Annotated in this window: 10 protein-coding genes and 1 pseudogene; 8 read left to right on the forward strand and 3 right to left on the reverse strand. The window is 43.5% G+C overall.

What is annotated here, in order from left to right; translation table 11 throughout:
- Positions 1–14 precede the first annotated feature (14 nt).
- Complete coding sequence (locus MIC7126_RS0111450; protein ID WP_017653283.1) at positions 15–329, forward strand: hypothetical protein; 315 nt, start codon at positions 15–17, stop codon at positions 327–329.
- 329 nt (positions 330–658) lie between these two features.
- Here MIC7126_RS0111450 and MIC7126_RS0111455 read toward each other — a convergent pair whose 3' ends face one another.
- From MIC7126_RS0111455 to MIC7126_RS0111465, 3 genes are all read right to left on the reverse strand, one after another.
- Positions 659–2,431, reverse strand: a complete 1,773-nt coding sequence (locus tag MIC7126_RS0111455; protein ID WP_017653284.1) for a ribonuclease J — start codon at positions 2,429–2,431, stop codon at positions 659–661.
- 257 nt (positions 2,432–2,688) lie between these two features.
- Positions 2,689–3,573 (reverse strand): 4-hydroxy-tetrahydrodipicolinate synthase, encoded by an 885-nt coding sequence (gene dapA, locus MIC7126_RS0111460; RefSeq protein WP_017653285.1) that lies wholly within the window; start codon positions 3,571–3,573, stop codon positions 2,689–2,691.
- Between the two features lie 165 nt (positions 3,574–3,738).
- Positions 3,739–4,791 (reverse strand): aspartate-semialdehyde dehydrogenase, encoded by a 1,053-nt coding sequence (locus MIC7126_RS0111465; RefSeq protein ID WP_017653286.1) that lies wholly within the window; start codon positions 4,789–4,791, stop codon positions 3,739–3,741.
- Positions 4,792–5,611: 820 nt separating this feature from the next.
- On the opposite strand from MIC7126_RS0111465, the gene tig reads away from it, so the two are divergent.
- The 7 genes and pseudogenes from tig (at position 5,612) to MIC7126_RS0111500 (ending at position 12,296) form a co-directional block, all read left to right on the forward strand.
- Positions 5,612–7,039, forward strand: a complete 1,428-nt coding sequence (gene tig, locus MIC7126_RS0111470) for a trigger factor (protein WP_017653287.1) — start codon at positions 5,612–5,614, stop codon at positions 7,037–7,039.
- A gap of 379 nt (positions 7,040–7,418) precedes the next feature.
- On the forward strand, positions 7,419–8,117 hold the full coding sequence (gene clpP / locus MIC7126_RS0111475) for an ATP-dependent Clp endopeptidase proteolytic subunit ClpP (RefSeq protein ID WP_026100188.1): 699 nt from the start codon (positions 7,419–7,421) through the stop codon (positions 8,115–8,117).
- 9 nt (positions 8,118–8,126) lie between these two features.
- Complete coding sequence (clpX, locus tag MIC7126_RS0111480; RefSeq protein ID WP_026100189.1) at positions 8,127–9,470, forward strand: ATP-dependent protease ATP-binding subunit ClpX; 1,344 nt, start codon at positions 8,127–8,129, stop codon at positions 9,468–9,470.
- An 86-nt stretch (positions 9,471–9,556) separates the two neighbouring features.
- Positions 9,557–10,453: an alpha/beta fold hydrolase gene (locus tag MIC7126_RS0111485; RefSeq protein WP_017653290.1), complete on the forward strand. Its 897-nt coding sequence runs from the start codon at positions 9,557–9,559 to the stop codon at positions 10,451–10,453.
- A gap of 175 nt (positions 10,454–10,628) precedes the next feature.
- A pseudogene (locus MIC7126_RS0111490) lies at positions 10,629–11,411 on the forward strand (STAS domain-containing protein); the annotation flags it as partial.
- 86 nt (positions 11,412–11,497) lie between these two features.
- Complete coding sequence (locus MIC7126_RS0111495; RefSeq protein ID WP_017653292.1) at positions 11,498–11,911, forward strand: STAS domain-containing protein; 414 nt, start codon at positions 11,498–11,500, stop codon at positions 11,909–11,911.
- Positions 11,898–12,296, forward strand: a complete 399-nt coding sequence (locus tag MIC7126_RS0111500; protein ID WP_017653293.1) for an anti-sigma regulatory factor — start codon at positions 11,898–11,900, stop codon at positions 12,294–12,296. Before MIC7126_RS0111495 ends, MIC7126_RS0111500 begins: the two co-directional genes overlap by 14 nt.
- The last annotated feature ends 1 nt before the right edge of the window (position 12,297 follow it).

Consider the following 12,297-nt stretch of genomic DNA (forward strand, 5'->3'; position numbering starts at 1 on the left):
TACCCCTAATCGGGATGAGTATTTGGTTTGGCGGTAAGGGTATTGCTAATCAGATGTTGAGCTATAAATCTGATACTCAATCTTATTTAGAAGCAAATAACCAAGTGAGAGTTCAGTTATCCGCGTCCATCTTAGCCATCAAAGCCGACATTAAACAACAAGCAGGATTTACCAAAGTTAGTATTAAAACAGCAGACTCAGCCATTAAAAAATTGGAACTCGAACTACGCACCACAGATATTGCTGCTATCGAAACAGAAATCACTCAGGAATTGAGACTGGATTTACCAACAGTGAAGCGCATTACCAGATATCATTTTTCTGATTAATTTTTTTGTTAATTTTCTGATTACAGTTCCTAATTACTGATGATATACCTCAGCTAGCCTCTAACCTCAACGAAACGTACCATCATAAAACGACAAACGCTATAATTCTTTTCGAGAAGAACTTTGCCAAAGCAAACTAACAGGCTTACCCAATTTTCTGGAGTCGGTAAAGAGATGTTGATGGAAATTATGCTGTGAGACATATCTTAAACAGAATCCTATGCCAAAACGCAAAGACACAAAACTCTTGTTTGTGACGCCAGTTGCTTCAAGTCGGCGGAGCCGTCCAACGCACTGGCTCATCTTTGCGTTTTGGCGCGAGCTAATTCTTAAGATGCGACCTGCGCTGCTGTCCGAGTCCTGCGTCTTCTCCCATCAGCCACTTTCATCGGCGGTTCATCAGGAATTTGCATTAATAATGTCACCGTTGGTTGACATTGTAATTCTCGACGAATAGAGCGCTGTAATTCTCGTTCTAAAGTCCCTTGCAATCCACCCCAGTCTATCTCTAAGTGCTCACCTTCGCTGGGCTGGGTGAATTCTGACCACCTAACGCCGAGGATTTCTTCAATACGTTGTTGTACCCATTTTTGTAACAGCGATCGCTCTATACTTGTTACTACACCACGCAGGTGAATTTCGGGTTTAGCCAATAGTTTGCCATGCCAATCAATAGCGGCGGCGATGGTCACAATTCCTTCTGATGCCATCCGCTGCCGTTCTTGCAAAACTTTAGCACTAACCATTCCCGAACTAGTAGTGTCCACAAGTTCAATACCAGATGGGACTTTGCCAGCAACTCGGATAGATTCTTCTGTTAATTCTATGACATCACCATTCTGAAGAATTACCATGTTTTCTGCTGGAATGCCTGTACTTTGAGCTGTTTGTGCGTGCTTCACCAGCATCCGATGTTCACCGTGGAATGGCACAAAGAACTTTGGTTTAGTTAAAGCTAACATCAGCTTTTGGTCTTCTTGACAGCCATGACCAGAAACGTGGATACCTTTCTCCCTACCGTAGACTACATTCGCACCCTGAATCATCAATTTATCGATGATGTTGACGACGGCGATGGTATTTCCCGGAATTGGGTTAGCGGAGAAGACTACCGTATCTCCTGTGCGAATTCTAATGTGGGGATGCTCTTTGTTGGCAATGCGGGTCATGGCTGACATTGATTCACCTTGAGAACCAGTGGTGAGAATCAATACTTTTTCATCAGCCATATTGCGAATTGTATGCAACGGCTGCAGTAGATTATCTTCACATTTGATATATCCTAGATTCCGCGCATGAGCGATTAAATTGAGCATGGAACGCCCGACAACCGTGACTACGCGGTTATGTTTCTTCGCCAAATCCAAAATCATATTGATGCGATGCACGCTGGAGGCGAAGGTGGTGACAAATAGTCTTCCTGTAGCTTGAGAAAATACTCGGTCAAGATTAGGATACACAGAGCGTTCTGAAGGTGTAAATCCTGGCACTTCAGAGTTAGTAGAATCACTTAGCAAACAAAGTACGCCTTTCTCACCATGTTCTGCTAGGCGTTGCAGGTCGAATTTTTCGCCATCTACTGGCGTATGGTCGATTTTAAAGTCTCCGGTGTGGATTACTACACCTAAAGGTGTGTGGATAGCAACGGTGAAGCTATCAGCAATTGAATGAGTGTTGCGAATATATTCTACTAAGAAGTTTTTCCCAATTCTCACCATATCCCGTGGTAAGACTGATTTTAACTCTGTGCGATCGCGTACTCCTGCTTCTTCCAATTTCCCTTCTAGCATGGCCATTGCTAGCCTTGGCCCATAAATTACGGGGATTTCAAATTGTTTGAGATGAAAAGCAATCCCGCCAATATGATCTTCATGACCGTGGGTAACAATCATGCCTTTAATTTTATGGCGATTTTCCCGTAGATATGTAGTATCTGGTAGGACAATATTTACACCATGCATTGCCTCTGTAGGAAAGGCCAGTCCTGCGTCTAATAAAACAATTTCGTCTTCATACTCGAAAACACAGGTATTTTTACCAATTTCATGTAGGCCGCCCAAAGGAATAATTTTTAGGGCGGAGTTAGCTTCGTTTTTAGCCATTTTCTCCTGAGATTGTTGTTTGTGGTTAATTTAAGTTAGAGGTTGGAGTTTTTGTATTGAAGTCAATCTGAAAGTTGCCAAATTTTAATAAGTCGAGCAATTTTTTGTTTAATAAAATGGTTTTTTTGCTGAATACTTTTCTATTATTTTTTTCAGTCGTAACACAAAAATTTAAAATGCAACTTGGCAACAATTATGCTCATTGTTTATATGTATTTTTAGCAACTATTGACTTAAAAGGCTCAACAAGTTGGTATCTAAACTATACTCAGTTCTTGCATAACTATCTGTAATTTGCGACTAAGTTCTGAGTCAGCTTCGCATAGTGGCGCACGAGTTGAACCAACTTCCCAACCTTGAAGTTTTAGTGCTTTTTTAACTGGAATGGGATTCGTAGTTATAAATAAAGCTTTAAACAAAGGAAAAAGTTGGAGATGAATTTCACTGGCCACTTGAACGTTACCGGTACTAAAAGCTTGGATCATCTGCTGTAGTTGGTTTCCTACCAGATGTGAAGCTACGCTGATCACGCCTTTCGCCCCGATTGCTAACAAGGGTAAAGTCAAAGAATCGTCCCCAGAATAAATCTGAAATTCTTTGGGTGTCAAGCGCCGGATTTCACTTGCTTGGTCTAAATTACCGCTGGCTTCCTTTATCCCCACAATATTGTCAATTTCCGCTAATCGGGCTACTGTTTCCGAGTTAAGATTTTGACCGGTACGACCAGGGACGTTATATAACAATAACGGTAGATCGGGACAGGATTGTGCTATTGCCTGAAAGTGGGCTTGTAGTCCTGCTTGTGGTGGTTTGTTGTAATAAGGGACAACTTGTAAAGAACCATGTATTCCTATTTTAGCTGCCTTTTGGGTGGCGGCGATCGCTTCTTTTGTGGAATTGGAACCGCATCCCGCTATCACTTTGGCTTTACCCGCGACAGATTGCAACACTTCTACAAACAACTGGTATTCCTCTTCCCAGTTCAAGGTAGGGGATTCTCCTGTTGTACCACATACCACCAATGTATCTGTGCCGTTGTTAGCTAGATGTGCTGCTAGTTTTGCGGCTACATCATAGTTAACGCTGCCGTCTTGTTTAAACGGCGTGATCATAGCGGTTAAAACTCTGCCAAAATCTGCCACCCTTGTTTCACTCCTAAAATTACTCCTAAAATTACCCTTTTTGTTTTTTGTCTTGGTGGTTTTCTATTTTAATAACCTATTTATCGCTTGCTTGCAAGCATGTTTTGCACATTTGCATTCAAATTTCTGTACTTTTGGATTTTTAAATTCTCGAAATCCAATTTTCTAATTTTTCTCCCTGGAAACATATGTATCTATAGGCTTGAGGAGCTTTTTTTCTACTAATAATTCGGCAATTTGTACTGCATTTAGTGCGGCACCCTTGCGAATTTGATCACCACATAGCCACAGTTCTAAGCCGCACGGATGAGAGATATCCTGGCGAATTCTTCCCACTAAAACTTCATCCCTACCCGTGGCTTCAATTGGCATCGGAAAATAATTTGCTTTCCAATCTTCTACCAATTTGACTCCAGGAGAGGAACTCAAAATTTCTCTAGCTGCGTCTGGGCTAAAAGGAGTCTGGAATTCTATATTAATAGCTTCTGAGTGGGCACGGAGTACGGGAACCCGCACACAAGTGGCAGTAATTCGCATGTGTTGCGTGCCAAATATTTTCCGAGTTTCATTAACCATTTTCATTTCTTCCTCACAGTACCCTAGATCATTTAATGGGGAATTGTGCGGAAATAAATTAAAAGCCAGTGGATAAGGTAATACTTGGGCTACTGGTGATTGTCCTTGTAGAATAGCAGTGGTTTGAGTTTTTACCTCTGCCATTGCTTTTGCTCCAGCACCACTAGCAGATTGGTAAGTTGCAGCGACAATTCTTTGCACTGGACTGATTTGATGCAATGGCCATACAGCCACTGCCATCAAAATGGTTGTGCAATTGGGATTAGCAATAATACCTTTATGAGTAGCTGCAGCTTGGGGATTTACTTCTGGTACTACTAAGGGTACTTCTGGGTGCATCCGGAAGGCACTGGAGTTATCGATGACTACTGCACCTTTTTCTACGGCTTTTGTTGCCCAAGCTTTAGATGTAGAGCCTCCAGCGCTGGCTAGTACCAAATCCACGTTTGCCAAGGCGCGATCGCTCACTGATTCTATCGCTAAAGTTTCCCCTTTAAACTGTACCGTCCGTCCTACACTTTTCTCTGATGCCCATAACTTCAGACTAGAAACCGGAAAATTTCTACTAGCCAATAAATCCAGCAACTCGACACCAACAGCACCAGTTGCTCCCAAAATACCTACACTATAGGACTTAGACAACCTAATTTCCTCCTTTAAGAGGTTACTTGCACTTTAATTTCAACAGTTTACAGTTTGCTTTTATCTTTATTTAAATGGTGGTAACAGACATAAATAATGTTTTTTTAATTTAACAACTTTTATTTAATTTATTACATCTATCTTTCTTAGCTATATATTGAGATTAAGTAATGTTGCTACTTATAACAAAACTTTGCTTTAACTTCACATCATTTTCAAAGTATATATTATCTTGTGGCGATCGGCTATCTAGCTAAAATTTTAGAATATATATCTAGCCAATGTAAAGGCATCCTACTACTGCTGACCAGATAAGCAAACATTCATATATAAGCGGGGGTTGTCTGGCAACGAGTGTACTATGATCCTAATGGAGTAACGCCAAAACGACGACCACATTAACTGCGAAGTCGGTCAGCCAGAGGCAATGGTAGTCAGAATGGCTGTAAATCACCAGTTAAGATTAAGAATATCACGCTGTTAGCCTTCTGAATAAGATCTCGACAGTGATGAACGCCTAACTATGAGTCAAAAGCTGGCAACATTGGCAGATTTAACAGATTTTTAGAAATCGGGTAGCCATCGCGGTTGAGCAATTTTGGAGGTGTTATCAGTAAACTTATCCTGTGAAAGTGTGAACTCCTTTGCCATTAGCAGTACACTGGATCTTTGCTGAAGGACATCTATCCGCCATCAGGATGCAAAATCATACCTGACAAGCACCGTTGCTCTCAGCCAAGAAACATCAAGTAATGGAAGTGCTCATCGGCGTTTCGCGTGCACTCGGAGTCAAAAATACCAAAAAATATAGAAACTAAGCATGAAAGTCACCCAGGAAAAACTTCCCGCTAGCCAGATAGGGCTGGAAATTGAAATTACACCAGAGACTACCAAGCAAACTTACGAACAGGTAATTAAAAATTTAGCTAGTACTGCAAATATTCCTGGGTTTCGCAAAGGTAAAGTACCTCGGCAAGTATTGCTACAGCGCTTGGGGATGTTGCGGATCAAAGCTGCAGCGTTAGAAGAACTCATTCAAGATGGGATTGAACAAGCAGTAAAACAAGAAGCAATTCCGGCCATTGGTCAACCACAATTACGGTCTTCCTTTGAAGAATTAATTGGTAATTATGAACCAGGGAAGCCGCTGACGATTTCTGCATCTGTGGATGTAGAACCAGAAATAGATTTAGCTCAGTATACAAACTTGCAATCTCAAGCAGAGGAAGTTAAATACGAAGCAACTCGCGTTGATGAAGCTTTAGAGAAAGAACGCCAAGAACTGGCGACCTTAATTCCTGTGGAGGGACGCCCAGCCGAAATTGGGAACGTGGCCGTACTTGATTTTAAAGGCGTACTAGCCAAGACTGCCGATGAGGACGAAAACGCCGAGCCAACACCAATTCCCGGTGGGGAAGCAACTGATTTTCAAGTCGAGTTATACGAAGACCGGTTTATTCCTGGATTTGTTTCTGGCATAGTAGGCATGAATCCAGGAGAAACTAAAGAAATTTCCGCTCAATTCCCCGATCCCTACGCTAACGAAGAGCTAGCAGGCAAAGCAGCTGTGTTTACAGTCACGCTCAAAGAACTCAAAGAAAAAGAGTTACCAGAGTTAAACGATGATTTTGCCCAAGAAGTCAGCGACTTTGACACCTTAGCAGAACTGCGCGCCTCTTTAGAAGAAAAATATCAAAAAGAAGCAGAGCAAAAAACTAAAGCCAATCAGCAAGAAGCCTTAATAGCTGAACTCCTCAAACACGTAGAAGTAGACTTACCAGCAACCTTAATTGAGCAGGAAGTCGATGCGATGCTGACCCAAACAGCAGTTCGCCTCTCTCAGCAAGGATTGGATGTGAGGAAGTTGTTTACTCCAGATATTATCCCCCAATTAAGAGAGCGATCGCGCGATGAAGCCAAAGAACGCCTCAAGCGCTCCCTAAGTCTCAAAGAAATTAGTAAGCGCGAATCCATTCAGGTGACGCCTGCAGAAGTTCAAGCTAGAGTTACGGAATTGTTGGAGCAGTATCCTGATGAAGATGTGGATGTGGAAAGGCTGCGCTCCATCGTCGAAAACGAACTAGCAACAGAGAAAATAGTCGATTGGCTCTTGGCTAATTCCACCGTTGAACTAGTACCCGAAGGCTCTTTAAGTACGCCAGCAGAGGAAGCAACGACTTTAGAGCTTCCAGAAACCGCAGAACCAAGTGAAGACACAGCCACCAGCGAGTCTACAAATCTTGAGTGAGCGCACACCAAGAAAGTAGCTATTGATTGGAGGTGGAGTCTTTCCGGCTCCATTCTTAGCTGCTAAATTCTCACCATCCATACCGGTTGAAAAAATAATCGCCACTGCGACAATCTAAAATCCAACCAAAATCAAAAGTGGTATTACCACACAGTACCGACTCAAGGATGATGTTGAAAAATGCGAAACAAACGACAATACACGAGCATCATCCTAGCTTGACACTAAATTACACGAGAAGAATTTATATGAGGCATAATGGTTAACACATAGCTTAAATAAAATCCCCTTCCTGGAAAAAAGCAGTATACATCCTGAAAGTGACCGCCAAGCCATTGCTGCTTTCGTTACTGTCCTACTTACTCTTAAGTGTTTTTGTATGCTTGTATCGCAGTCGGGAAATTACCCAATCCGCAGTTTGAGTCAACTAAACATCAATTCCCACCTCAATGGCCCGACTAACATCGTGCCGATGGTGGTAGAACAATCTGGCATGGGAGAAAGAGCATTCGACATCTACTCCCGCCTACTCAGGGAGCGGATTATCTTTTTGGGAACGCCAATAGACGATACCGTTGCTAACTCTATTGTTGCCCAATTGTTATTCCTAGATGCCGAAGACTCCGAAAAGGATATTCAACTGTATATTAATTCCCCTGGTGGCTCAGTCTACGCAGGTATGGCAATCTATGATACAATACAGCAGATTCGTCCCGATGTCGTTACTATCTGTTTTGGGTTAGCCGCGAGCATGGGAGCATTCTTGTTAACAGCAGGAGCAGCGGGGAAACGCATGTCTCTACCCGACTCCCGAATTATGATTCACCAACCACTAGGTGGTGCTCAAGGTCAAGCAATTGACATAGAAATTCAAGCCAGAGAAATCCTTTACATTAAGGGTAAATTGAATCAGTTACTGGCTCAACACACTGGTCAACCGCTAGAAAGAATCGAAGCAGATACCGAACGCGACTTTTTTATGTCGGCAGAAGAGGCGAAAAATTACGGGTTGATCGATCAAGTAATTTCTCGACAAAATATTCCCACCCCTGGGGAAAATGTCACCATTCTGAAATAAGAGGCTGGTATGTCTAAGTACGACTCCCATTTAAAATGTTCGTTTTGTGGCAAGTCTCAAGAGCAGGTGCGTAAACTAATCGCAGGGCCGGGAGTCTACATCTGCGATGAATGCGTTGACTTGTGTAATGAAATTCTGGATGAAGAATTGCTCGACACCAATGGCGCTGCATCAGCACAACAAGCACCACGGTCGGAGCCACCTCAAAAACGCCGCACACGCTCTTCCAGTCTCTCATTTAATCAAATCCCTAAACCAAGGGAGATTAAGAAATATCTAGACGAACACGTGATTGGTCAAGATGAAGCCAAGAAAGTTTTGTCAGTCGCAGTTTACAATCACTACAAACGGCTGGCAATACTCCAGTCTAAAGGCAATGGCAAAGCTGGTGCAGATGACGTCGTAGAACTACAAAAATCCAACATTTTGTTAATCGGCCCGACTGGCTGCGGCAAAACTCTCTTGGCACAGACTCTAGCCAAAATCTTGGATGTACCTTTTGCTGTTGCAGACGCCACCACACTGACAGAAGCTGGGTATGTGGGAGAAGACGTAGAAAATATCTTGTTGCGACTGTTACAAGTGGCAGATTTAGATGTCGAAGAAGCGCAGCGAGGGATTATCTACATCGACGAAATCGATAAAATCGCTCGTAAGAGCGAAAATCCCTCAATTACACGGGACGTTTCTGGTGAAGGCGTGCAGCAAGCTTTGCTCAAAATGCTGGAGGGGACAATCGCTAATGTACCACCGCAAGGAGGGCGTAAACATCCCTACCAAGATTGCATCCAGATTGATACCAGCAATATCTTGTTTGTCTGCGGCGGTGCTTTCGTGGGTTTAGAAAAAGTCGTAGATCAGAGAGTTGGCAAAAAGTCAATGGGTTTCGTCCAACCGGGAGAGGGACTCTCAAAAGAGAAGCGCGCAGCAGACACCCTCCGCTATCTAGAACCTGATGACTTGGTAAAATTTGGCATGATTCCCGAATTTATCGGGCGCGTACCAATGGTAGCTGTGGTAGATCCGTTAGATGAAGAAGCGCTGATGGCGATTCTCACCCAACCGCGCAGCGCTTTGGTGAAGCAATATCAGAAGCTGCTGAAGATGGATAACGTCCAGCTAGATTTTAAACCAGACGCTCTGCGAGCGATCGCCCAGGAAGCCTACCGCCGCAAAACTGGCGCGAGAGCACTGCGAGGTATTGTGGAAGAACTGATGTTAGAAGTCATGTACGAGTTACCATCCCGTAAGGATGTGACTCGGTGTACAGTGACACGGGAGATGGTTGAGAAGCGTTCAACAGCTGAACTACTCGTACACCCCTCTTCCCTACCTAAGTCAGAATCAGCTTGATGGTCATTAGTCATTAGTTATTAGTCATTGGTCATTAACTAAAAATGGCTAATGACGAAGAACCAAGGACAGAGGAAAAATGACAAATGTCTTTCATTAAAGTTCGTGGTATTGAACATTATTATGAGTGGGTAAAAAAACCATCTGGCGTCTCAATTAAGCCAGTCATGGTTTTTATTCATGGTTGGGCTGGTTCAGCTCGGTACTGGAAAAATACCGCTGATAATTTAGCAGACCAGTTTGATTGTTTGCTTTATGATATGCGGGGGTTTGGGCGCTCTGGGGGTCAGCCAACCATCGCCCAGGCTAGTGAATCTGTTGTTGAATCCTCATCGCCCCTAGCAGAATCGGCGGCGATGGCAGTGCTAACTTATGAATTAGCAGAATACGCTGATGACTTGGTAGCATTATTAAATGAGTTGCAATTAGAGCGCGTTTATATTCATGCTCATTCAATGGGTGCATCAATTGCTACTTTGTTCCTCAACTGCTATCCCCAACGGGTAGAACGAGGAATTTTGGCTTGCAGTGGGATTTTTGAGTATGACGAAAAAGCCTTTAACGACTTTCATAAATTTGGTGGCTATGTAGTTAAGTTTCGTCCGCGCTGGTTAGGAAAGATACCATTTGCGGATCGCCTGTTCATGGCGAGATTTTTGCACCGTCCCATACCAAATGCAGAACGCCAAGCTTTTTTACAAGATTTTCTGGAAGCAGATTACGATGCTGCTTTAGGCACAATTTTTACCTCTGTCAGTAAGGTGCAAGCGGAGTTAATGCCTGTGGAATTTGCCAAACTGACAGTGCCAACACTGCTTGTTGCGGGGGAGTATGACAAAATTATACCAGCCGAGATGGGGCGTCAAGCCGCAGCTTTGAGTCGCAAAGTCGAGTTTGTGATGATTCCCAATACAGCACATTTCCCCATGTTAGAAGATCCAGCAACTTACCTGCGATTAGTGCGAGAATTTTTACAAAATTAAATATATTTTAATAATAATCGCAACTTCAATTTCTCAATCACTCCTTTCATAAATTCGCTGGTCAAATTTTTGATCACAAAGCATTAGCATTGCTTTCCAACTTCAGCTTTTACGTTGGGCTGAATCGTCGTACACTAACTTTGGATTCATGAAAGGTGTTGCCCTTACAGGAACAATGAGCGGAAGCAAGATATCAGAGATATTAAAAACCTTCAAGGCAGATTTGCTGTCCGAGTGGACTCAGGAATTAGCTAGTATTAATATTCGCAGAGGTTTAATTAAGGAAGCAGAGTTAAAGGAAGAGTGCCGAGAATTCCTCAGCCTGTTTCAGAACGCCGTTGATCAGGGAAACTTGAGCAATATTCAAGTAGCGGCGTGGAAAGAAGTGCGGGAAATGTTGACGAGTATTTCACGATCGCGATCGCAAAAAGGCTTCACACCATCCGAAACCGCTATATTTGTCTTTTCCTTCAAGCAACCCCTCTTTAAGCGCCTGCGTCAGCAATTGCAAGACCCGATTGAGTTGGGTGAAGAAATCTGGTTAGCCACTACCTTATTAGATCAGCTGGGATTGCTGACTATGGAAGTGTATCAAAAGACACGAGAAGAGGTGATTTTACGGCAGCAGGAAGAGTTAATGGAGCTTTCTACCCCAGTGGTTAAACTCTGGGAGGGAATTTTGGCATTGCCGATTATCGGCACCCTAGATAGTGCCCGCACTCAAATGGTGATGGAGTCTTTGTTACAGAAAATTGTCGAAACCGAGTCAGAATTCGCCATCATTGACATTACTGGGGTTCCCACCGTCGATACCCTCACAGCTCAACATCTGCTCAAGACCGTCACCGCTGCTCGTCTCATGGGAGCTGATTGTATCATTAGTGGCATTCGTCCGCAAATTGCCCAAACAATCGTTTATCTCGGTATTGATTTGGCAGATGTCACCACGAAGGCAACATTAGCCGACGCCTTTCTGACGGCGCTAAAACGGTTGGGAGCAAGCATTACCCGTCCTCAACCTAAATAGGTACACAGGAGAAATCAATGGAGCGTATTCCCATACTACAAATGGGCGATTTCCTGCTTGTGACAATCCAGGTGGATATGCACGATCGCCTCGCCATGACACTACAAGATGACCTCACCAACCGCATCACTCAAACTCAAGCTCACGGTGTCCTGATAGATATTTCTGCTTTAGAAATTGTTGATTCCTTCATTGGTAGGATTTTAGGTAACATTGCCAAAATGTCGCGGGTGCTGGATGCAGAAACAGTCGTCGTAGGGATGCAGCCCGCTGTGGCCATCACCCTAGTGGAATTGGGGCTATCGCTGACGGGTATTCGTACTGCTCTCAATATCAAAAAAGGTATGGCAGTATTGCGATCATCACTCAATCAAACCACAAATCAAATCACTGCCAATAAATGGCGTGCTCCTAACGATGCAGAAGACTGAAACAGTCAACATTCAATCTTCTGGTGATGTAGTTTTCATTCGCCAAGCCGTGCGTCGGCTGTCCGTAGAAATTGGCTTTGGCTTAGTAGACCAAACAAAAATTGTCACTGCAGCTAGTGAGTTAGCCCGCAATACCCTAGACTATGGGGGAGGCGGGACAGCAACGCTAGAAACACTTCAAGAAGGGCGACGACGAGGACTCAGGCTCACTTTTGAAGATCAAGGGCCGGGAATTCCTAATATTGAACTGGCGCTGAAGGATGGGTTCACCACAGGGGGTGGGTTAGGTATGGGGTTAGGCGGTGCTAAACGACTTGCCAACGAGTTTGAGATTCAGTCTGTGGTGGGAGAAGGAACACGAGTAACAATTGTAAGATGGAAATAAA

The organism is Fortiea contorta PCC 7126 (assembly GCF_000332295.1).
In the GTDB taxonomy this organism is placed as follows: domain Bacteria; phylum Cyanobacteriota; class Cyanobacteriia; order Cyanobacteriales; family Nostocaceae; genus Fortiea; species Fortiea contorta.